Source organism: Paenibacillus oceani (assembly GCF_014705615.1).
GTDB classification, from domain to species: Bacteria; Bacillota; Bacilli; order Paenibacillales; family NBRC-103111; genus Paenibacillus_AB; species Paenibacillus_AB oceani.
In genome coordinates this window covers 1-22,924 of sequence record NZ_JACXJA010000015.1, presented here as the reverse complement: position 1 = coordinate 22,924, position 22,924 = coordinate 1, and the positions used below count along the sequence as shown (strand labels likewise).

General features: G+C 51.4%; 21 protein-coding genes. 18 read left to right on the top strand and 3 right to left on the bottom strand.

The features are described from left to right. Positions 1–55: 55 nt before the first annotated feature. From IDH45_RS12575 to IDH45_RS12540, 8 genes are all read left to right on the top strand, one after another. On the top strand, positions 56–961 hold the full coding sequence (locus tag IDH45_RS12575) for a carbohydrate ABC transporter permease (RefSeq protein WP_190928064.1): 906 nt from the start codon (positions 56–58) through the stop codon (positions 959–961). After that, on the top strand, positions 958–1,833 hold the full coding sequence (locus tag IDH45_RS12570) for a carbohydrate ABC transporter permease (protein ID WP_190928063.1): 876 nt from the start codon (positions 958–960) through the stop codon (positions 1,831–1,833). Before IDH45_RS12575 ends, IDH45_RS12570 begins: the two co-directional genes overlap by 4 nt. A gap of 52 nt (positions 1,834–1,885) precedes the next feature. Beyond that, entirely contained in the window at positions 1,886–2,596 is a 711-nt protein-coding gene (locus IDH45_RS12565; RefSeq protein WP_190928061.1) for a PIG-L deacetylase family protein, read from the top strand. 32 nt (positions 2,597–2,628) lie between these two features. Next, positions 2,629–3,486, top strand: a complete 858-nt coding sequence (locus IDH45_RS12560) for a MurR/RpiR family transcriptional regulator (RefSeq protein WP_190928059.1) — start codon at positions 2,629–2,631, stop codon at positions 3,484–3,486. 12 nt (positions 3,487–3,498) lie between these two features. Then, on the top strand, positions 3,499–4,680 hold the full coding sequence (locus IDH45_RS12555; protein ID WP_317891199.1) for an exo-beta-N-acetylmuramidase NamZ family protein: 1,182 nt from the start codon (positions 3,499–3,501) through the stop codon (positions 4,678–4,680). 175 nt (positions 4,681–4,855) lie between these two features. After that, positions 4,856–5,305 (top strand): NUDIX domain-containing protein, encoded by a 450-nt coding sequence (locus IDH45_RS12550; protein WP_190928057.1) that lies wholly within the window; start codon positions 4,856–4,858, stop codon positions 5,303–5,305. A 23-nt stretch (positions 5,306–5,328) separates the two neighbouring features. Beyond that, on the top strand, positions 5,329–5,658 hold the full coding sequence (locus tag IDH45_RS12545; protein WP_190928055.1) for a hypothetical protein: 330 nt from the start codon (positions 5,329–5,331) through the stop codon (positions 5,656–5,658). Positions 5,659–5,682: 24 nt separating this feature from the next. Further along, a complete protein-coding gene (locus IDH45_RS12540) occupies positions 5,683–6,465 on the top strand; it encodes a hypothetical protein (RefSeq protein WP_190928053.1) in 783 nt (260 codons plus the stop codon). 47 nt (positions 6,466–6,512) lie between these two features. On the opposite strand, the gene IDH45_RS12535 is transcribed toward IDH45_RS12540, so the two are convergent. After that, the gene (locus tag IDH45_RS12535; protein ID WP_190928052.1) at positions 6,513–7,379 is read right to left on the bottom strand and encodes an AraC family transcriptional regulator; all 867 of its coding nucleotides are present in this window, start codon (positions 7,377–7,379) and stop codon (positions 6,513–6,515) included. 142 nt (positions 7,380–7,521) lie between these two features. On the opposite strand from IDH45_RS12535, the gene IDH45_RS12530 reads away from it, so the two are divergent. Beyond that, entirely contained in the window at positions 7,522–9,078 is a 1,557-nt protein-coding gene (locus tag IDH45_RS12530; protein WP_190928050.1) for a HEAT repeat domain-containing protein, read from the top strand. 76 nt (positions 9,079–9,154) lie between these two features. On the opposite strand, the gene IDH45_RS12525 is transcribed toward IDH45_RS12530, so the two are convergent. Beyond that, positions 9,155–10,612, bottom strand: coding sequence for an MFS transporter (locus IDH45_RS12525; RefSeq protein ID WP_190928048.1), 1,458 nt, complete (start codon positions 10,610–10,612; stop codon positions 9,155–9,157). Between the two features lie 679 nt (positions 10,613–11,291). Next, the gene (locus IDH45_RS12520) at positions 11,292–12,170 is read right to left on the bottom strand and encodes a LysR family transcriptional regulator (RefSeq protein ID WP_190928323.1); all 879 of its coding nucleotides are present in this window, start codon (positions 12,168–12,170) and stop codon (positions 11,292–11,294) included. A gap of 170 nt (positions 12,171–12,340) precedes the next feature. Here IDH45_RS12520 and zwf point away from each other — a divergent pair, with 170 nt between their 5' ends. The 9 genes from zwf to IDH45_RS12475 all read left to right on the top strand — a co-directional run bounded on the left by zwf (position 12,341) and on the right by IDH45_RS12475 (position 22,564). After that, positions 12,341–13,855 carry a glucose-6-phosphate dehydrogenase gene (gene zwf / locus IDH45_RS12515; RefSeq protein WP_190928046.1) on the top strand — a complete coding sequence of 505 codons (1,515 nt, stop codon included), beginning with the start codon at positions 12,341–12,343 and terminating at the stop codon, positions 13,853–13,855. Next, the gene (gene tkt / locus IDH45_RS12510) at positions 13,839–15,824 is read left to right on the top strand and encodes a transketolase (RefSeq protein WP_190928322.1); all 1,986 of its coding nucleotides are present in this window, start codon (positions 13,839–13,841) and stop codon (positions 15,822–15,824) included. Before zwf ends, tkt begins: the two co-directional genes overlap by 17 nt. 43 nt (positions 15,825–15,867) lie before the next feature. Beyond that, a complete protein-coding gene (gene fsa, locus IDH45_RS12505; protein WP_190928044.1) occupies positions 15,868–16,533 on the top strand; it encodes a fructose-6-phosphate aldolase in 666 nt (221 codons plus the stop codon). Between the two features lie 513 nt (positions 16,534–17,046). Next, positions 17,047–17,553: a GNAT family N-acetyltransferase gene (locus IDH45_RS12500; protein WP_190928043.1), complete on the top strand. Its 507-nt coding sequence runs from the start codon at positions 17,047–17,049 to the stop codon at positions 17,551–17,553. Between the two features lie 492 nt (positions 17,554–18,045). Further along, positions 18,046–18,471 carry an NUDIX hydrolase gene (locus IDH45_RS12495; protein ID WP_190928040.1) on the top strand — a complete coding sequence of 142 codons (426 nt, stop codon included), beginning with the start codon at positions 18,046–18,048 and terminating at the stop codon, positions 18,469–18,471. A 957-nt stretch (positions 18,472–19,428) separates the two neighbouring features. Next, complete coding sequence (locus IDH45_RS12490) at positions 19,429–19,812, top strand: DoxX family membrane protein (protein WP_190928038.1); 384 nt, start codon at positions 19,429–19,431, stop codon at positions 19,810–19,812. A gap of 351 nt (positions 19,813–20,163) precedes the next feature. Beyond that, positions 20,164–20,490 carry a PadR family transcriptional regulator gene (locus IDH45_RS12485; RefSeq protein ID WP_190928036.1) on the top strand — a complete coding sequence of 109 codons (327 nt, stop codon included), beginning with the start codon at positions 20,164–20,166 and terminating at the stop codon, positions 20,488–20,490. A 3-nt stretch (positions 20,491–20,493) separates the two neighbouring features. Continuing rightward, complete coding sequence (locus IDH45_RS12480) at positions 20,494–21,468, top strand: permease prefix domain 1-containing protein (protein WP_190928034.1); 975 nt, start codon at positions 20,494–20,496, stop codon at positions 21,466–21,468. A 544-nt stretch (positions 21,469–22,012) separates the two neighbouring features. Beyond that, positions 22,013–22,564 carry an AAA family ATPase gene (locus tag IDH45_RS12475; RefSeq protein WP_190928032.1) on the top strand — a complete coding sequence of 184 codons (552 nt, stop codon included), beginning with the start codon at positions 22,013–22,015 and terminating at the stop codon, positions 22,562–22,564. Positions 22,565–22,924 lie beyond the last annotated feature (360 nt).

Here is a 22,924-nt window from a genome sequence, read left to right as displayed (position 1 = left end):
GCTCCGGCCCGTTACCCTACACCTGCTTCTAGCAGCACCCGATTGGAGGATTGGCATGAGCGGAAATGGCAAACTGAGCCGCGGCCAAGGACTTCTGGGCTGGTTGTTTTTATCGCCAGTCATCGTGTTTTACGCGATCTTTTTCCTTGTGCCGTTAATCTTCTCGTTGTTTTTAAGCTTTACGGAATGGGGCGGCTTCGACTTGACGCTGATCGAATGGGTCGGCCTCAAAAACTATAAAGCGCTGTTCGCGGACGGCTCGACCTTTTTGAATCCGATCATCAAGAACACGTTCGTGTTCGCCTTCGGTACGGTCGGCCTCTCGTTTTTCATCGCTCTGTTCGTCGCTTACACGATTACCCGTCTGCGCTTCGAAGGGTTTTGGCGGACGCTGTACTTCCTGCCTACCGTGACGACGGTCGTAGCGGTCGGGAACGTGTGGCTGTATTTGTACAACCCGACGAACGGGCTGATTAATGCCGTGCTGAACAAGCTGGGCGTCTCGTCGATCAAATTTCTGGACGATCCGAACACGGCGCTCGCTTCGATTATCGTCGTGGGCGGCTGGCTCGGAATCGGCAGCTCGGTGCTGATTTTGACTGCAGGGCTTAAGGCGATCTCCGACGATTATTACGAGGCGGCGACGATCGAAGGAGCGGGGCTCGGGGCCATTTTCTCGAAGATTACGCTGCCGCTGCTCAAGCCGTCGATTTTGTTCGTGCTTATTACTTCCTTTATAGGAGGACTGCAATCGTTCACCTTGTCGCTCGTCATGACCAAAAACGGCGGGCCCGGCAATTCGACGAACGTCGGCGGGCTGGAGATGTATAATCAGGCGTTTTCTTACGGCAATTGGGGAATTGCCAGCGCGATGGCATTTGTTCTGTTCATCTGCGTCTTTATCGTCACGATCATTCAGCTGACTGTATTTCGCCGGGGAGGGGTGGAGAGCTACACATGAAACCGAAAAAATTTCCGTGGTTTTCGTATACGATCATCATCATCGGCAGCATCATGATGGTATTCCCGTTTCTCGAGATGATTTTCTCCTCCTTCAAAGGAACGGCGGACTACAACCGGCTTCATTATTCGTTATTCCCGGAAACGTTCGAGACGAGCAATTATGCGACGGCGTTCGAGCAACTGAAGCTGGGGCTGCTGTTCAAGAACAGTCTGGTCAAGTCCGTCGTGACGACGGTGATCGTGCTGCTGACGAGTTCGCTTGCCGGTTATGCGCTGACGAAGCTGCGGTTTCGCGGTCAGAAAGTTCTCTTTCGCTTCATTCTGGCGACGATGATGTTCCCGGCGTTTCTGTTTCTGATCCCCAACTTTTACATCATGGTTCATTTCCCGTTCGTCGGAGGCAACGACTGGATGGGAGAAGGCGGGGACGGGGGGATGGCGAAATATATGCTCGCGCTAATTCTGCCCTTCACGGTCAGCGCGTTCGGCATCTTCCTGATGCGCCAGTTCATCATGACGATCAACGATGCTTACATCGAGGCTGCCCGGATCGACGGAGCGTCCGAGCTGCGGATTTTCTTCCAGCTTATTCTCCCGATGACGGTACCGGCGCTCTCGACGCTGGCGATCTTCGAATTTATCGGCAGCTGGAACGAATTTATCTGGGCGCTGCTCATGTACACGGTCAACAAAGATTTGGCGACATTGCCGGTCGGCATCCAGCAGCTCAAATCCCATCTCGATGCGAATATGACACAGCCGCTCGTCAATGCGGCGCTCGTCATCAGCACCGTCCCGATTTTGATCGTGTTCGTCTTCCTGCAGAAATATTACGTACGGGGCATGATGAACACAGGCTTGAAAGAGTAGCCATTTGATTTGCCAAACGATTATTGGATACAATGAAAAGGAGATCGAATCGATGACGGAACAAACCAAAAAACATATATTGGCGATTAGCGCGCATGCGGGAGACCAGGAGCTGACGGCGGGAGCGACGATCGCGAAGTATACGCAGGAAGGCCATAAAGCGACGTTCCTCCACCTCACCCCGGGAGAGAAAGGGCATCCGCGTCTGACTCCGGACGAATACGCAAAGCAGAAAATCGAGGAATCGTATAAAGCAGCGGAAATACTCGGAGCTGACGTCCGTTATTTGCAATACAAGGATGCGGAAATTCCGGTTGACGAGCAGATCAAATACGAAGTGGCGGACGTCATCCGCGAGCTGAAGCCGGACATCATTATTTCACACTGGAAACACAGCATCCACAAAGACCACGCGAACACGCATAAGATTGTAGAAGATGCGCATTTTTACGCTGCGCTCAAAACGATCGAGAGAGAGCTGCCGGCGCACTATACCCGGAAAATCTACTTCTCGGAAAATTGGGAAGATATGCACGAGTTCGTACCGGAAGTGTTCGTGGATATTCCCGAGGAAGCATTCGACGCCTGGGTCCGGGCGCTGAGCGTATACGCATTCGCCCGCGGCGAGACGTACGGTTTCCCCTATATCGACTATTACAAAGCGTTGACGGTCGTCCGCGGAGCGCCGGTATACTTCAAGCGGGCACAAGGATTTATGGTACCGAGGGGAGGGCTGAACAAGCGCCTCCAATGGTTTGAATAATAAGGCCGGCAACTAGAAAAGGTGGAATTCATGTGAACGGCGGATTGGTTCGGATACGGGAAATGATCGGGCAAATTACGCCGTCGGAGCGTATTATCGCGGATTATATTTTGGCTCACCCGCATGAGCTGGCGCATATGTCTGTCGCGGATCTGGCCGAGCGGAGCGGAGGCAGCCAGGCGGCCATCATCCGGCTGTGCAAATCGCTCGGGCTGAAGGGTTACCCGGAATTAAAGATGAAAGTGATCGGCGATCTGCAATCGAAGGAACGGTACGAATATCGCGAGTTTCGTCCCAATGACTCGATCGATACGATCGTGCAGAACGTGTCGTACAACAATGTGCAGTCGATCCTCGATACAATGAAAATATTGGATCTCCATCATTTGCAGCAGGCGGTTGAGGCGCTGAGCAAGGCGAGCCGGATTTTTTTCTACGGCGTCGGCGCCTCCAACCTGATCGCGCAGGATGCGCAGCAAAAGTTTTTGCGGATTAACAAACCGTCGTTTACCTTTACCGATCCGACGGTGCAACTGACGGCGGCCGTCACGGTCCGTTCGGACGATGTGGCGGTCGGCATCTCGTACTCGGGCGAAACGAAGCCGGTAATTCAAAGCTTGATCTATGCGAATGAAGTCGGTGCGCCTTCGATCGGCATTACCAAGTACGGCCATACGACGCTGGGCAGCGTTGCCGCGATTCCGCTACATATCGCTTCGACGGAGAATGAAATCCGGAGCGGGGCGATGGCGTCACGGATCGCACAGCTGAACCTGATCGACATATTGTATCTCGGCGTCGCCAGCGCCAACTTCGAGGAAGCGGTCCAATATTTGCAGCGAAGCCGCAATGTGCTGGGGGATATGGAGAAAATCGAAACCCGAAAATAGGAGGGAAACCTATTGGCAACGATCAACCGGCAGCCGATCTATGCGGGAGTGGATGTGCTCGCACGCGCTCCGTCCGCCTATCTGGGCGGCAAGCGGTTTGGCCTGCTCTCGAATCATACGGGGATTACACGCGATTACCGGTCTACGATAGACGTAAGCGCAAGACTGGAAGCAGGGAAGCTGACCGCTTTGTTCGCCTGCGAACACGGTATCCGCGGGGAGCGGCAGGCGGGAATTTTGTTCGAGGATGAGACGGAGCCGGAGTTGGGGATTCCCGTCTACAGCCTGTACGGGAAGTTTCGGGCGCCGACGCCCGAGATGCTGGATACGGTCGATGCGCTCGTATTTGACTATCAGGATTTGGGCGTCCGGTTTTTCACTTATTTAACGACATTAATTTATACGATGCAGGCTTGTGCGAAAGCCGGCAAAGAGCTGATCGTTCTAGACCGGCCGAATCCGCTCGGCGGCTTGTCGGTCCAAGGGGGACTTCTCCGCGAAGGCTACCAGTCGATGGTCGGAGGCTGGAAAATCCCGATCTTGACGGGGCTGACCATCGGGGAATTCGCCAGACTGGTGAACGCCGAATCGGGCATGAACTGCAACCTGCAGGTCGTTCCGCTGGAAGGCTGGACGCGGAACATGGAGTTTCCGCAGACCGGCATGCCATGGACGATGCTGTCCCCGAATATGCCGACGATGGATACGGCGCGCGTCTATCCCGGCACCTGCTTGTTCGAAGGAACGAATCTGTCCGAGGGAAGAGGGACGACGCGTCCGTTCGAGCAGATCGGGGCTCCATGGATGGACGGCAGACATGTCGCCGAAGCGTTGAACCGGCGCGGATTGCCAGGCGTCATCTTTTATCCGGCCTATTTCACTCCGATGTTCTCCAAGCATCAAGGCGCGATATGCGGCGGGGTTCAATTGTACGTAACGGAACCGGAAAAGTTCCTGCAAGTCCGCACCGGGTTGTATATGCTGGAGCAAATCCAGAAGATGCATCCGGACGAATTCGCCTGGCTGCCGCCGTTCAAGGAAGGCTCGAAGTCGTTTATCGAGCTGCTGACCGGCAGCGACGTTGTGCTCAAGACGCTGCACGAGCCTGGAGCCGCCGAGCGAATCGCAGACGAATGGGACAAGGAAGCGGCGGAGTGGACTCAGACGCGCGTGCCGTTTTTGCTGTACGAGTGAGGATGAACCGAATATTGTTGAAGTGTAACCCCTGGCTGAGCTGCAGCTGGGGGTTTTACATTTTTGGCTGTGTCCATACGTTATTACCCTAGTATCATTTACTGTATGGTATGATTTGGTTACAGTGTAGGCTTACAGATCGATTTGCTGCATGTCGACCGGGAGGACGGGGAAGATGAACATCCTTTTTCGCAATATCGTACGGGCGGTTATCGTACACGACAATAAAATGTTGATTGCCCAAATGAAGGGAGCACATTCTTTCTTGCCCGGCGGAGGGGTGGAACCCGGCGAAGGAGCGAAAAATGCGCTTGCAAGGGAACTGTATGAAGAGCTCGGTGTTGAGTGCCAGATTGGCAGATTTCTTGGAGTCGTCGAGACGCATAGAACGGATGAGTTGGGAAGATTGCATCACGAGGTCAGTCATCTTTTTGTAGCGAGTTCAGACCATTTACAATCACACAATGCGCCTAATTCGGTTGAGGCTCATCTTGAGTTTTACTGGATTGAGTTTAGTACGGATAGTATAAAACGGAATAATGTGCTACCAACTGTACTTCAAGAGCACATTGTGAGTCTGAAAACCGCCAATCGCTCTGAATGGATAACAACCTTTGAACTCTAAACCGGAAGGAGGATGCAAGTGGGATGAGATTTTCCTCGCCGGGTATGATCGCTTCTGTCGGGTGCATCATTCTAAGTATGATCCTATTATTCTGGAACCCATACTCCGGGACCCGGGCGGGAACGGATACGATTGTTTTCATTTCCATCATGGTCATTCTGCCCGCTTGTCTAGGTGTAACCGCTTCCTTATTCAGATTGCGGGTACTGATGATTATCGTGTTCGTCTGGTCTTTGCCTTATGGCCTTTATTTGACTGTGGCCGCCGTACCGAGTCTGTTCAACCTGTTTGGTGCCGTCCTTCTTTTCTATCTCATATCCGCCTTAACGATGAAAAAATCCAGGGTAGATTAATTTGAGAAATGGCGAGGTGATCGGATGTACGTCAAAGTATTCAATTACGTTCCGGAGCTGATCCGGCTGGGTGATGCGGATTATACGCAATATTTGGATGATCTGACCGAAGAGCTATCCGCCAATCAGCCCAAACAGTGGATGATCCGGGCCAGCATTGAAAATGCGACCAAGCCATTCGTCGCTGATCCGAACCGGGATCAATCGTTTCAGAAGCTGCTCGATTTCGATTTACGCCAGTTATCCTGCGAAACCGCCAATCATGTCTTTCATCTGTTGCCGTGCCCGATCGATGACATTTCGATCCACATCCTGCCCGCAATCGAGTCCAAAGGGGGAGGGTGCTGCTACGCGCCTGGCAAATTCCTTCTCGGGATTCGATGTGACGAGCTTGCTCCGATGCGGTTAAAGCGGAATATTGCCCACGAATACAGTCATACGGTACGATACACCCAGGAAGCCCTGATCGACTCGCCAAATAAATCCGTTTTTCCGTCTTCCAAAACAATGCGGGGGTACTTGGCCTATGAAGGATTAGCTATGGTTTTGGGGGACTCCTTATATCCTCATCCCGGTTTCCCTCCCTATGAGGTTTCCGCGGAAAGCGAAGCAGCCTTCTGGGAAAAAATCGATTTGGATGCTTCAGGCACGGATGCTTACATCCGCTATATATCGAAACGGGCGTATGAGATCTCCTCCAGAATTGTGAGCAGCTATCTCGCCAAACATGAGATTTCGATCGTAGAAGCCCATTCCAGAACGGATAAGGAATTGTACTGGAAAAGCGGTTACCCGTTTATTCGGTAAATTCGAATTCAAGCCAGACGCGATTCAACCCGAAACGCGTCTTTTTGTCAATCGTTCGCTTCGTCCCGGTATTCCCTCGGCGACATGCCGTTCAACAGACGAAAGAGCTTCGAGAAGTAGTGGACGGAGGCAAAGCCGTGCTTCTCGGCAATCTCCGTAATGCTGATGGAGGTATGGCTCAAGTCTTCCTTTGCCCGGTTGATCCGGAACTGATTGATATATTGCGTAGGCGGCAAACCTGTTGCGTGTTTGAACAGTTCGAAAAAATAACCGCGGCTTACGCGCATTTCTTTGTAGTAAGATTCCAAAGGTTTTACCAGGCCGTGCAGCAGATCCTGATCCAATCGTTCCAACACTTTGTACATTCGCCGGTCCGGGAACCGGTCGTCTCTCAGTACGAAGCTCAGGAAAAACTCGATAAAATGCAGAAAATAGCTTTGCAGCTTGATGTTGCGAATGTATGTTCGCTCATTGGGATAATGATTTTCTGTATAAAATTTTTCGAACAGATCCGTCCATACCCGCAGCTTCTCCACTTTCAAATATTCGGGAATTTCATAGGGGAAAGGGGCGCTGACCAAGGAAACATTCAATTGTGATGCGTCATAACAGATCATACTGGGATGATTGAACCAGGCACGACGATCGATGTGGCTCCAATCGAAATAACAGCAAATATGAACCATCGGTATTATACTGTCGGCGATCCAATCGTGCTGCTGCCCTGCCGGGATATAGACCAGAGAACCCGGATCGGTCCGGTAAACGCGCCCGCAAGTTCGTAAGCTCCCGCTTCCTTCGCTGATCAAATAAATCGATGAGCTATAACAGTGACGATTGAGGCTCGTCTGTCCCTTGGAAAACGGATAGCGGGTTGCATAGTGGACATAGGGGTGATAGGCAGCGAAGTTCATACCCGTTCACATCCTTTCCTCAGTAATCGTAGCATTGACATGACGATTGTACAAAAGGACGACGGTCGTGTAAATACATCAACAGTCGGAGTTGCTACAATATTCGCTGAAGGAACATTATTCCCAAGGAGTGAACGTGAAGATGGATAGCAGCTTTCTGTTGACGGATGAACAAATGATGCAATTCATTACGAAAGGCTACCTGGTGCTTCAGAACGACTTGGACCCGCAACTGCATAAGAAGGTAATGGATACGATCTATCGGGTATTGCATGAAGAAGGCAATCCGGGCAATAATATTTTGCCGCGTGTCCCCGAGATTATGGAGTTTTTCGATACGCCTGTGGTAAAAGGCGCTTTAACGAGTGTGTTGGGAACCGATTATTATATGCATCCGCACCGCCACTGTCATTATAACAAGCCGGGAAGTCAGATGCCGGGAGGGGGGCAATGGCATAAAGACGGGTATTGGTCCTCGATGCGCAGTCACCGGCCGTGGTGGGCGATGATCTTTTATTACACGCAGGATATAACCGAAGATTTGGGACCGACCGCGATTATGCCGGGGACCCAGTATTACGAGAAGTTTATCGGCGATCGCGGAGAGACTCACCTGCCGACCGGCAAAGCGGGTACAATGGTGCTTGTGCACTTCGACTTGTGGCATAAAGCTTCGCTGAACGTGTCCAGCCTGGACCGTTACATGCTCAAATTCCAGTTTGTCCGTTTGCGCGCGCCCGAAAATCCGACATGGAATCATCGCAGGAAGGAAATGATCGTTCCCCATGGAACGCCTGCCGTTCATTTGAATCTATGGAGAGATGTGTGGGATTGGCTGCGCGGCGAACACACAACTTGTATGGATGCTGCGGCTGTAGATGAATTCACTCTGCAAAAGGTATTGCAAGATTTGAAGTCAGTTGACGAATCCGTTCGGGCTCAGGCTGCGGATCAGCTGGGATTGTGGGGAGAAGCCGGGGCTTCATTGGCGCCAGCATTGGGACAATTGTTGGACGATACGGAGACGGCAGCTTTGAATGCCGCATACGCCCTTGGTCGTCTGGGACCTAAAGGTATTGATGAATTAATCAAACATGTAACCGAAGGGACCACACAGGTAGCGGAGCGGGCCGCATATGGGCTGCAAGGTGCCTCGGCCGGGGCGATCCCCGGGCTTCTGCAAGTATTGCAGCACAAGGACGAGAAGCGCAGAGCATTGGCAGCCTTCGTGCTTGGCATGATCGGTCCCCAGGCAATTGATGCAGTTCCGGCGCTGATCGCGAGTATTCAAGATGAAAGCGAATGGGTGCGCCGTAATGCGGTCGAAGCTTTGGGCATAATCGGTAATGCAAGCGGCCAGGTCGTACCGGCATTGGCGCAGGCTCTGATAGCTTCACTGCTCAATGAAACGGAAGAGAGGGAGCAGGCGAGTGATATGTATGTGAATAAGCAAAAATATATATCCAATAAAATTGGATATACGGCGGCATTGTCCTTGCTGCGAACGGGTAAGGATGGAGATGCCGGGCTAGTCGTCCGTGCGCTTGAGAAAGCGCTCCATAGCAAAGACCGTTACGTTAGAGCGTATGCCTCCGAGGCGCTCACCCATCTTCGAACCGCGGAAGCAGTGGACGTTTTGATCCGCTATTACCGAACTTCCAGATGGTGTCCCGATACTAGCAAAGCGAGCACGTTTTAACCTCCGAGCTTATATCATTGAGAAAAGGCCTTGCTCTTTCTGTAGAAGGAGCAGGGCCTTTGCATGCTTACGGGGATTAATGATACGCCCGTTCTCTCTGCTTGCTGAATGCGACGAATGCCGCAAATACGAGGAGGATGATTCCCGTAAACATAAATCCTTCGCTGATCCCCAATGACAGCCACCCGAGAACGGATGATCCGGCAACTACACCGAGTGAGAAAAAAGCGTAGAAATAGCCGTACGCTTTCCCCCGCAGCTCCGCCGGCGTTGCCCGAATGAGCATCGTATTGATGGAGGGGAACAAAAAGGCGAAGCCGACTCCGTATAGACCTAACACGATATAAAGCACAGCCGTTGTCTCAGACTGGCCGATCAGCAGCTGGCTGATTCCCATAAGACCGATACCGATGGCCATCGTGATAGGCGCGGCGACCCGATCGAATATCCGGTTCGTCGGAAGGACGAAGATGAGAACGGCGATAATCCCGAAGGCGCTCATCAACGTACCGCTTAATCTCGAATCATAACCGAGCGTCTGAACGTGCAAGGGCAGCAAGTACGCAATGACGCCTTGAGAAAACATTAAGAAAAACGCGCCGCCGTATGCCTTTAATACGCCTTCATTAAAGAATCGGCCTAAACCGTGCGAAGCGGCAGCCGCTTTTTCTTTTTTCGTCACCTTGAACTTCCCGAGAAAAATCGCCGACAGAACGGCCAACACCATACCTAACGCCGCCACGCAGCTGAAAACGAACGGAACGGACGACTTGCTTGCCATAATGCCGCTGAAGGCCGGTCCGGTAATCGCCGCCAATCCGACGAATGTGCCGGTAAAGGCCACTTTTTTTCCTTGTTGCTCCTTGACCGTCGTGTTCGCGGAGTACGTAAATGCGGCCGGTACAATAAGCCCTGCGACGAATCCGTGCACGATCCGGACGAAAATCAGGAACGACGGCTGATCGACGAACTGATACAACAGCAGGGCGGCGCTCGTCAGCAATAAGCCGGCCATCAGCATCTTGAACGGCCCGGCCTTGTCCGTCAGTATACCGGAGACGATATTGCCGACCGTATTGGAGAGGGAATACAGTCCGATCACAAAGCCGACAACAAACGAGCTGGCGCCGACGGAAGCGGCAAACGTGCTCATCACCGGCAGCTGCGAAAATAAATCGAAAAAGGAAAAAAACACGATGCTGTATACGAGCAGAGCGTGGTTAAACGGCTTGACGCTATAGGTCTCCTGCGCCTTCTTTAATCTCCCGTCCATTACAAAGTTGCCGAACGGCACAAAAGCAACAACAACCGCCGCTGCCGACCATAACAGACTCCACTGCAGCCGGATGGCTGCATACAGGATCGCCAGGGCATAAAGGCTGAAGATTCCGCCGTGCAGACTCCCTACAATTGTGACCGCCTGGTTGATCCCCCAAATGTATTTCAAAGGCATCGCGATGCCTAGTAACACCAACAAGGAAATTCCGTCGAAAAGTCCCGTTAACCTTAAGATGTAAACTGGATGTAACCGCACTTGATATGCTCCTTAGCGAATAATATAAAACCCGTTTCTCTATTCTAACACGTATTGCAGCAAGGTAGAGAGATCAATTGTGATCGAAATATGAGGCTTGCGTCAACAGGAGCGGATCACACCCGCTGCCCTTAGAAACGATTCCGCCCCGCCACGGACAGTCCGGGACCATCTATAAGCGTGACAGGAAGCGTGACAGGAGAGGATGAACGCATTGGCGGGGAATCCATCTTTTGGACTATATCCCTATGGCATTATCTCGCAAAAGGTGATGCCAATTACCCAATTCACCGGTTCATGTAAATTATTTGCAGACGCCGGCCGATGAATGGATTGTCGAGACAATTAGGAAAAATTCATTAGGCGGACTAGGTATTCCGAACCTGCGAAGCTGGTGAAGTACTAGTCTTCCGGACTCGGACGTCAGGGAGAAACGGATCAATGGGAGTGTGCGAATGTTGCCGAATCACTTATTGGTACACGACGGTTTCTTTGGAGCTTTGGAGCCTTCGATCGTTTCCATGTTCCTCGATCATTTGAGCCGGCATCCGCTAGCAAGAGAGAGATCACGCGGACAACCCCCGGAACGCTGCCGTTCGAACTCGGGGGTTGTTTGGCTTGGCCGCAAAGGGAGGAGGACCGCTTCCCGACGGAACGGCTTTCCGACTACCGGCAGCAACTACCGGACCAGTTCAATAAACCGGCCGGCCGTAATCGAAAGCGGCATGTTGCGCATGGTCATAATTCCGACGTTCGAGGGAGGCAGCCGGACGTCCAGCGAAATCTCGAACAGCGAACCTTCCTCCAGCTCCTTCGTTACAAACTCTCTCGTCACATACGAGATTCCAAGACCTCTCCGCGCAAACTCGATCAGCAGATCCACGCTCCCGACCTCGATCTCCGGCTTCAGCGTGTAGCCGTAGCTCTGGAACAACTCCGTGATCGCCATCCGCGCCCGGCTGTTCCGCGAGAAGAGAATGACCGGGTACTGAAGCAGCTTGTCCAACGAAAAAACCACCTCTTTCAGCTCGGCGAAACGGGCTCCCGCCACGAAACAATCCTGAAGCTGAATGCTCTCCCTTACTTCGAGCTGGGAATCGATAATCGGCATACGAACGACGCCCAGATCGATCCGGCCTTCCTTCAGAAACGAAATCACCTCCGGCGTCGTCCCATGACTCAGATGGAGCCGGATTCCCGGATAAGTTTGATTGAAATCTTCCAGGTAGGGGAGCAAATAGTGCTTGAACAACGAATCGCTTCCGCCGATCCGCAGCTCGCCGATATCCAGATTTTTAAGCGCGGCCATCTTCTCCTCGGCCAGTGTAATCAGGATGTGCGACTGTTCGATATACGAGTACAGGATCGAGCCTTCATGAGTCAGCGCCACGCCTTTCGGATTCCGGTAAAACAACGTGATGCCGAACCGGTCCTCCAGCTGTTTGATCGCATGGCTGACGCTCGGCTGGGTGAGATATAACGCCTTGGCGGCCTGAGTCAGACTGCCTGTTTTGGCGGCCCAATAAAACACTTTGTACAGCTCGTAATTGTTTCCCATAGACACCATCTATAGCTCCTGTAAAATGTATTAATTACTTACATGGTCGTTAAACGTATTATAGTGGAAATACGAGAAAGAAAACAGAGTTTGTCGATAGGAATCCGCATTTACCGCTGTTTTTATCGGTTTGATCCATCAACAGAGCCACTGCCGGAAGGAGAAGGAGCATGGAACCGACTACACTCATCTTATTTGGTGCGACAGGGGATTTAGCCAAACGTAAAATATACCCGGCCTTATATAATCTATTTGCCGATCAGAAGCTGCCGCCATCGTTCTCCTTGATTGGTCTTGGAAGAAGAGAACATTCGGATGCCTCTTTTCAGGCGCATGTGGAGCAGTCATTGCGTCAGTTTTCCAGAAGGGAAATCCGCGATTCGGCGAGCCTTCAATCGTTTTTGACTATGTTTCGCTATTGCATTTTGGATGCCGGACGCAAGGAAGATTATGCGAAGCTGCTGCAGATGGTCGAAGAGCGGGAACAGGCGCTGCGCATTCAGCCGAACCGCTTGTTTTATTTATCGGTCGGGCCTGAATTTTTCGAGAAGATTGCCGCCCATATTCAAGAAAGCGGGTTAGGTTCGGCGAACGGCTGGAAACGCCTGGTGATCGAGAAGCCTTTCGGCCACGATTTGCAGACGGCGCGGGATTTAAACCGGAAGCTGAGCCAGGCTTTTACGGAGCGCGAGATCTTCCGGATCGACCATTACCTTGGCAAACCGATCGTTCAGAAGCTCGAGGAGCTGCACCAGACCGATCCGCTTCTCCGGGAACTGTGGAGCAGCCGCCGCGTCGCTAACGTGCAGATTACGGCGAGCGAAACCGTCGGTGTCGAGGAACGGGCGGGATATTACGATCAGGCTGGCGCGATCAGGGACATGTTCCAGAACCATATGCTGCAGCTGCTGATGATGGTGGCGAGCCATTTCCCCGCAGATCTGCCCCGGGGAGACGGGCGCTCCAAGAAGAGAAGCGTGATGGAAGCTCTTCGGCCGCTGGTCAAACAGAATACAGGCGCTGCTGTTATCCGCGGTCAATATCAGGCGGGGGAGATTCAGAATACACCAGTGATCGGTTATACGGCCGAGCCGGGGATTGATTCCGCTTCGCGGAACGATACATTCGTCGCCGCCAAGCTGCTGATCGACGACGATTACTGGAGAGACGTTCCCTTCTATATCCGGACAGGCAAAAGAATGCGGGAGAAGTCGACCCGGATCGTCGTGGAATTCAAAGATGCAAAGACGAAGTCCGGCAGCCGGGCGCCGAACCTGCTCGTATTCGAGATCGGTCCGGACGAAGCCATTACGCTGCAATTCCAATCCAAGGATTCGTCGCAGCTTGAAGCGTTCGATCCGATCCGGATCGACGCTCCCGTAAGCCCGGGCAACGTTCCGGAAGCGTACGAAAATCTGATAGACGACGCTTTGCACGGAGACCCTACCTTTTTTGCCCATTGGGACGAAGTCGAATTGTCGTGGAAATGGGTTCAACCCGTCTTGGAAGCGTTCGAGGAGAATCTGGTTCCGCTTCACCTCTATGCTGCAGGCACTTACGGTCCGGCCGAGTCCGACCGGCTGCTTGCGGAGGACGGCTTTCATTGGTGGTTCGACATAAAGCCAAACCAACCATCCGAACAGAAAGAAGGAGAGCAATCTTATGCCTATCACACAAACTATTGATCAATTGTGCATCGACACCATCCGTACGCTGTCCATCGACGCTATCAATAGCGCCAACTCCGGTCATCCGGGGCTTCCGATGGGAGCCGCACCGATGGCGTACGCCCTCTGGTCCGGACTGCTGAATCACAATCCAGGCAACGCCAGATGGTTCAACCGGGATCGTTTCGTCCTGTCCGCAGGGCATGGCTCGGCGCTGCTTTACAGTCTGCTGCATCTGTCCGGTTATCAGGTGTCGCTGGACGATCTGAAGCAGTTCCGCAAGCTGAACAGCAAAACGCCGGGACATCCCGAATTCGGACATACGGACGGCGTGGACGCAACGACGGGACCGTTGGGACAAGGAGTCGCCATGGCTGTCGGGATGGCGATGGCTGAAGCGCACCTTGCCGCAAAATTCAACCAAGCCGGATTCCCGGTAGTCGATCATCATACGTACGCGCTCGTCGGGGACGGCTGCCTAATGGAAGGGATCTCTTACGAGGCGATGTCGATGGCCGGCCATATGAAGCTCGGCAAGCTGATCGTCTTGTACGATTCGAACGATATTTCCCTGGATGGGGATCTGAACCTATCCTTCGGCGAAAATATTCAAAAAAGAGCAGAATCGGCGAATTGGCAGTACATTCGGATCGAGGACGGCAACGATATTTCGCGAATCTCCGATGCGATCAGGGAAGCCAAGCAGAACGATTCGCAGCCGACTCTCATCGAAGTCCGTACGATCATTGGCTACGGCAGCAAAGTGGCCGGTACGAACAAAGCGCATGGCGTTCCGCTCGGCGCAGAAGAAGCGAAAGCAACCAAGGGTGTATACGGCTGGCAGTACGAGGAAGAGTTCACGGTGCCGGAGGAAGTGAAGTCCCACTTTCAGCAGCTGAAGCAGCAGGGTGAAGCGAAAGAAGCGGAGTGGAACAAACTGTTCGCTGCTTACAGAGCGGAACACCCGGCGCTTGGCGGGGAGCTGGAGCAAGCGATCGACGGTTCGGTATTGATCGATGCCGGCGACATTTTGACCTTTGACAGCTCCAAATCGATTTCGACCCGGGTCGCCAGCGGTCAAGCGATCAATCATTATGTGAAAATCGTTTCGTCGATATTCGGTGGAAGCGCGGATCTATCGCATTCGACGATGACGGACATTTCCGGCGAAGCTACCTTTGCGGTAGACTCCTACAAGGGCCGCAATATTTACTTCGGCGTCCGGGAGCACGCGATGGGCGCGGCGGGGAACGGGATGGCTTTGCACGGAGGCGTCAAGCCGTTCGTCAGCACGTTTTTCGTATTCAGCGATTATTTACGCCCGTCGATCCGGCTGGCCGCCCTGCAAAAGCTGCCTGTCGTTTATGTATTTACCCACGACTCGATTGCCGTTGGCGAAGACGGACCTACGCACGAGCCGGTCGAGCATTTGGCCGCTCTGCGCACCATCCCGGGACTTACAGTCATCCGGCCGACGGACGCCAACGAGACGGCCAGCGCATGGGTTTATGCCTTGCAGCAACAAGAGGGCCCGGTAGCTTTGGTTCTTAGCAGACAAAACCTGCCGGTTTATGAGGCGACCCGAGCCAACGTGGATAACGTTGCGAACGGCGCCTACATCTTGACCGAGACGAACGATCAGCCGGATGTGATCCTGATCGGAACCGGCTCCGAGGTTTCCCTGGCGGTACAGGCCAAGGCGGAGCTGGAGCGAGACAACATTTCCGTACGTGTCGTGGCTATGCCGTGCCGGGAGTTGTTCGACCGTCAGTCCGACGCTTACAAGCAAAGCATTTTACCGGATTCCGTATCCAGACGGATAACGATTGAAGCGGGGATCTCGTTAGGCTGGGACCGGTATGCGGGACTTGGCGGCAAAGTGTTGTCGATCGATACGTTCGGGGCATCGGGCCCAGGCAGCGAAGTGATGGAATATTTCGGATTTTCTACAAATCAGGTAGTGCGTCTGGCGAAACAAATATTATAATAGCAAGGGTACAAACTATTAAAAAAAATGGAGGTTGTTGGAAGTGAAGTTTTTCATCGATACAGCGAACCTGGAGCAAATCAAAAAAGCGAACAAAATCGGTATTCTTTCCGGCGTTACGACGAACCCGTCTCTGGTGGTCAAGGAAGGCGTGAAATTCGAAGACCGCATCGCCGAAATTTTGCGTGAAGTGCCAGAAGTCGAATCCGTATCCGCCGAAGTCACACCCGATGCGCTTACCGCCGAAGAAATGATCGCACAAGCGAACGAACTGATCAAAATCAACAATTACGATAAAAACATTACGATCAAGCTTCCGATGACGCTGGAAGGTTTGGAGGCTTGCCGGTACTTGACCCAAAAGGGCGTGAAAACCAACGTTACGCTGATTTTCACCGTTAACCAGGCGCTGCTGGCCGCTCGCGCAGGCGCAACCTACGTATCGCCGTTCCTTGGCCGGTTGGACGATATCTCCGAAGACGGCGTGCAGTTGATCGTTAAAGTCGCGGAAGTGTTCCGCACTCATAACCTGGACGCCCAAATCATCGCCGCCTCCGTCCGTCACCCGGATCACGTCACTCGTGTAGCGATGGCAGGGGCTCATATTGCGACTGTTCCTTTCAGCGTAATCGAGCAAATCTCGAAACATCCTTTGACCGAGCAAGGCCTCGAGAAGTTTGCAGCAGACTGGAAGAAGGCCGTTCAATAAGCAGTAAGGCTAACGAGCAGAAACGGGGGAGACCGGCTGCTTCACGCCGATCAAGCTCCATTATCTAAATAAGCAACCGTGGCTGTAGAAGCCGCGGTTGTTTGTTTTGATAAGAACCGGATAAGAGCGGTTTGTACCCGTTATTTTTCCGAAAGCTTGCTTGTACGGTGAAATAAGATCGGTTTGTAGCTGCTATAATCGGCGAAAAGGGTGCAGACGCGGCGAGTGGGTCGAAATAAGGAGTGCAAACCACCTCTATTGGTTCCGATTTTGCAAATAGGCCGTAAATAGCGGATGCCAAAAGCGCTTATTTTGTTTAGAACCCGCACGCGGAGATGGTTTTGGCGAAGGCGAACACAACCTGCGCACAAAAAGGGGGAATCCCAGCGTATCTGAAACCATTCGCAAACGTAATGAAAGCCGAGATTAGCCAGCTATTTGAGAGATGGAGGGTTTATCGGTCTAATGTCGAATCATGTTTAGAACAAATGGATAAAGGATCGGAAGTGACTAATGAACATTCGTCTGTTGAATGACTCTGATGCCCAAGTGTATAGAGAAGTAAGGTTGCGTGCATTGAAAAATGACCCCGATGCATTTGGATCAACGTATGAGCAAGAAGAAACTAAACCACTGGAGCACATTATAGAAAGGATACACCTTACCAAAGATCAATTTACATTGGGATGTTTTGACGACAGTAACACATTAGTCGGCATTGTCAATTTTTCACGCGAAAACAGGCTTAAGACAGCGCATAAAGGAAACATCTACGGTATGTACGTAGAGCCTCAATTTCGAGGACGGGGGGTAGGTAAAGCCCTTATATCAGCCTTGATTGAAAGAGCAGCAAATGAGTGTGAAGGGTTGGAACAGATCCATTTGACGGTTGTATCTGCTAACAAATCGGCAAAACGCTTATATGTCTCGCTGGGGTTTGAAGTTTACGGTATAGAACCGCGTGCATTAAAGTTTGATGAACAGTATTACGATGAAGACTTAATGATTTTAAGATTGTGACTTGTAACCTAGAGGGAACAATAGTTCAACGAACTGGCAACAATTGGTACATCTATCACTCATAAAAAGAACTCTCCGGAAGCGGAGGGTTTTTCTGGAGGTGATGGTGCAGGACAACGGGATGGGCATTCCGCGGAAAGATCTTTCCCGTATACTCGACCGGTTTTACCGGGTGGACAAAGCCCGTTCCAGAATTATTGTGCCAGCTGCCCTGGGTCTTCCATCCCGATCTACGGCACCACGGATAATGAAATGTAACCCATACCGATACAACGACTGGCGAAGGTCAGGTTGTCCTTTCTTGGTGCTCGACCCCGTTCCCTTATCAGACTAATATGAGTAACTTATCATTGGCCCATGGTAATATATGTATGCTACAGTATGGGAGATGGATGTATACAACGGAGTTTGATCGATTGAGCACATTTAATTGAGATCGGGGTTTTATTCATCATCTGATTTGAGTTGCTTGGAAAAGGGGAGGTCAATGAAATGGTTCCAAAACATATCGTATCTGCGGCAACCATTGTAGTTAACGAGCGCAACGAAATTTTATTGATCAAAGGACCTGAACGCGGATGGGAAATGCCAGGAGGGCAAGTGGAAGAAGGGGAATCGTTGAAAGATGCGGCAGTAAGGGAAACCAAGGAAGAGAGCGGGATCGATATAGAGGTAACAAAGTTTTGTGGGATTTTTCAAAACGTAGGCGCTAGTATTTGCAACACTTTATTTTTAGGCAGACCAATCGGAGGAGAATTAACAACTTCTCAGGAGTCGTTGGAGGTAGGATTTTTTCCAATCGAGACCGCATTAGAGATGGTAAGCTGGGGAAATTTCAAACAAAGGATGGAGCTTGGTTTGAATGAAGAACTTCATCCTTTTTATGTTGAATTTTCCATTCCGCTAAAGGATTGCTAGTGCGCCAACGTTTTCCGACGGATCGCGTTTCCTGATGATAAACGACAGGATGGAACTGCTGCCGGCCATGGAAACTCGCCCGCTGAAAAAACGGCCTCGTGCGGCAGTCGACTGACCGCAAGCAGGCCGGAATGATGCGCATACTAGGTTTGCAAACGTAGAGTGACAAGTGCACGTATTCTTAAGAAACCGCGTAAATCGCGGTTTTTTAACATTCAAAGCTTGTTCTTACTAAAAAGTTAAAGTGAAAAAGCGAACTATTCTTTACCATGAAAAGCCTCCGCTTACACAAGGGGCATTCATTCATCGATGAATCGCTCGGTTTCAAGCAAGGAAAGAACCAATAGGAGCGGTTTGTACCTGTTATTTTTCCGGAAACCGGTTTGGACTGCGGGATAAGAGCGGTTTTCAGCTTCTAAAATCGGCGAAAAGGGTCCGTATGCGACAAGTGTGTCGAAATAAGGGTTGCAAACCGCCTCTATTGGTATTGGTTTTACGGAAAGGCCGTAAATAGCGGGTGCCAAAGGCTCTTATTTTGTTTGGAGCCCGCACGCGGAGACGGTTTTGGCGAAGGCGAACACAAACTGTACACAAAAATGAGGGTAACGGGCTTCAGTCGGAGTCAAGTCTTTCCCACGAACCTCATCGATGAGCGCCTGAAGCGGAGGCAGCCTTTTCCTTCTACGCACACACAAACGTGAGGGTTTGCACGTCAACGTACCGTCCGAACGTTTTACTGGTTCTGTACCCCGATAAATACACGACTCCATTTACCATAGTGACGCCATTACGGACAATCAACGTTTTGTATCGCACCATCGAAAGTGAAATTAGGACCATTACAATAGTAGTGACAATAATGACGATAAGAACTATGTTTATTGCCTTTTACAATAATTCCCTTGCAGCTATAATGAAGACAATTGCTATCGCAATTAGGATAAGGAGCTGATCCACATGCGGATTCATCCGGTATTTCATGTTCTTCGTTATGCGTTGGGACTTATTTATGTGGCGGCAGGGATAAACGGTTTTTTCGTGTTAGGGGGACTTGAACCGTTTCTGCCCGAAAGTCCAGAAGCGCTCGAGTTGCTAGGAACGGGCTACTTGCTTGCGATGGAGAAGTCGGTTGAGCTGCTCGGCGGCCTGCTGCTGCTCTGGGGGCGGTTTATTCCGCTTGGCCTGGCCGCGCTCTTCCCGCTGACGATGAACATCGCCGCCTTCCATCTGTTCCGCGACCCTCAACTGCTGGTGCCCGTCCTCATCATGTCAGCCGCCCATCTGTATCTGTTATGGGTGATCCGTGACCATTATCGGCCGCTCTTTGCCTACCGGCTGTAGTCAATGGGACATCATCATGGGATGAAGCAAAGCGAAGGGAGACCGGCACAGAAGGAGCCGTGCTTCAAATCGATGCGATCGGCGTACACGTAGCAGCAGATGTAGAGTTTACAATCGATAGATTGTACTTATCTGCAAACAGCACCTTATGCTTGTGGTGTCGCTATCCTGAAAAAGAATATGGTTCGCAAGCCTGCTACCGGTCGTCACCGGCCGGAGCGGGCTTTTTCGTATTATCTCAGCGGAAGCGAGCCCGTTTTTGTAAATTTACTTCACCTGTCGTAGTAATTGTGTTATAATCGGATTACTACGACAGGTGAAGTACGACAGGCATAGTAAGGAGGGGGACACTTGATAAGCAGCGACATAATTCGGGGGTACAATGATACGATCATCCTCTACATGCTGCTGGACGGGGAGTCTTACGGCTATGAAATATCGAAAAATATCCGGAGACTGTCGGAGGAGAAATACGTCATGAAGGAAACGACGCTGTACTCCGCCTTCACGCGTCTGGAGAAAAACGGCTATATCGTCTCCTTCTTCAAAGAAGAAACGTTCGGGAAGCGTCGTACTTATTATCGGATTACCGCAGCCGGTCTTGACTATTACCGGGAAAAGTGCGAGGAATGGCAATTGACGCAAGAGGTTGTAAATCGTTTCATAAAGGAGCTGTAGCGTATGGACACCATTATCGGGTATTTGGACAATATGTTCGCCTCATTGCCGAAAAACGATCAGACGATCAAACTGAAGCAGGATTTACTTGCTACGATGGAGGAGAAATATTACGAGCTCAAACACGAAGGCAAATCGGAGAACGAAGCCGTCGGCATCGTCATCTCGGAGTTCGGCAATATCGACGAACTGGCCAGTGAGCTTGGCCTGTCGCGCGGCCGTGAGGAGAAGTCATTACGGCACATCTCCGACTGGGAAGCGGAGGAATATGCGACCGCCAAACGGAAGAGCGGCTTTCTGATCGGGCTCGGCATTTTTTTGTGCATTACCGGGGTCGCGCTGCTTGTGCTGTTGACCAATCTCTCGGAGGACGGCCTTCTCGGGCCGCTCGTCACGGATAATACCGGCGGCTGGATCGGTCTGATCGCCATGTTCATGCTGATGGTGCCGGCCATCGCGATGTTCATCTACAGCGGGACGAAGCTGAACTCGTTTCACTATATGCAGGGCGAATTTGTCATTCCGCACGCCTTGCAAACCTATATTCGTCACAAACAAATAGCATTTACTCCAACGTTCACACTGGCTTTGATCGTGGGTGTGTGCCTGTGCGTCATGTCGCCGGTCATGATATTTGCGGCCTCTGTCATTAGCGAGGATTTGACCGTTTACGGAGTGGCGGCGATGCTTCTGATGATTGCAGTTGCCGTCTTCTTGTTCACGTATTACGGTAATATCAAAAACAGCTTCTCGGTGCTGCTGCAGGAAGGCGACTATTCGCAGGAAAAGAAGGAGGAGAATCGGGTCGTCGGCGCCGTGGCCGCGATCGTATGGCCGATTGCGACCTGTGCGTTTCTGATTAGCGGACTCGTCTACCAGCAATGGCACATCAACTGGATCATCTTCCCCGTGACTGGCATTTTGTTCGGAATGTTCAGCGCGGTGTACAATATATCGAGGGGTAACAGAGCGTCTTGATTGGAAGGAAGGGGGCAGGGGCATCACAAAGGCCTGTGTCAGAACACCCCGATAAGACGTAGGCGCGGGACGTCCCTGGATCATCTACGTCAAGGCTGCCGGCAGACCGGCAGCCTTGTTGCGCTATCGGATCGTTTGAGCAAGTGCTGCGAATCCGGAAATAAGGTAATCCTCGATCGGAATGCCGCCGCTGGCTGGACCTCCCCCCGCTCCGTCAGACCGGCGACCGCCTCAGGCACGCTAAAGAGTGCTTACGATTGAAGCGACTTTTCCGACAGTTTGATATAATGCTCCATAGAAATTAATTACTCCTCAGTGACCTCCTCCAGATTGCATGTGCCCACATCTACAAATACAACTAGAACTAGACGTTAGCTATAGCTGCTGCAATCCCTCAGCTGTCCCACATCCGCTGCTAAACGCCCTGCCACCTCACCCTGCTTGAAAGTTAACCGCCTCTGGTTCTATTATTCCACATCCATTCAACGAATTACGGTTGGACCGAATTCGCCTTACAAACTATATCTAATCTAAGGAGGATGTTATGCAGGTAGACGGAAACTCTTTTTTTGTCATTACAGGTGGCCCTGGCTCAGGAAAGAGTACGCTCCTTGATTATCTCGAACAACAAGGCTTCCTGCGGTCGGTCGAAGCGGGACGCAGCATTATTCAGGAGCAAACGATGATCGGCGGGTCCGCTCTGCCCTGGAAAGACAAAATGCTTTTCGCCGAGCTCATGCTGTCTTGGGAAATACGTTCATTCGAGCAAGGACTGAAGCATGGAAATACCGCCCCTGTGTTATTTGATCGAGGTGTGCCTGACGTCATCGGGTATCTTCGACTGGAGGGGTTGGATGTTCCGGTTCATATCCAGTGCGCTGCCGAGTTTTTTCGATACAATACACGCGTCTTTATAGCCCCGCCATGGCCGGACATTTATCGCCAGGATGCTGAACGTAAACAAGATCTGGAGACTGCCTTCCGAACCTTCGACATGATGACAGCCGTTTACACCGAGCTTGGTTACGAATTGGTCGAGCTTCCGCGATGCAGCATCAAAGAGCGCGCCGAATATATCCGATCGAACATACGTTGACGAGGAGTGATGGAGGGATAGACAAGCAGGGCAGAAGCCTCTTCATTTTTAAGGAAATCGGAATGTCGGAAGTTATCGATAAGCTGAAAGACAAAAAATAATTATCCCCATTAATTATTATCGTAATTAAATATTTTAAATACGGCTTATTTATATGGTGTGAATGGGGACAGTCTGATGATCTTGATAGCAAAAAGCCAATAAGATGATAGCCTCTCGGAATTAGACAGGAATTGAAGGAAGATGGTGGAAGAAGCACGAGGTTGGGAACTGGAAGTCATGGAAAATGAAAACCAGTTTCAAAAAAGGGCAGACTCCGCCAATTTGCCAAACGGGAAATTTTTAAAAACTAAGCAGCGG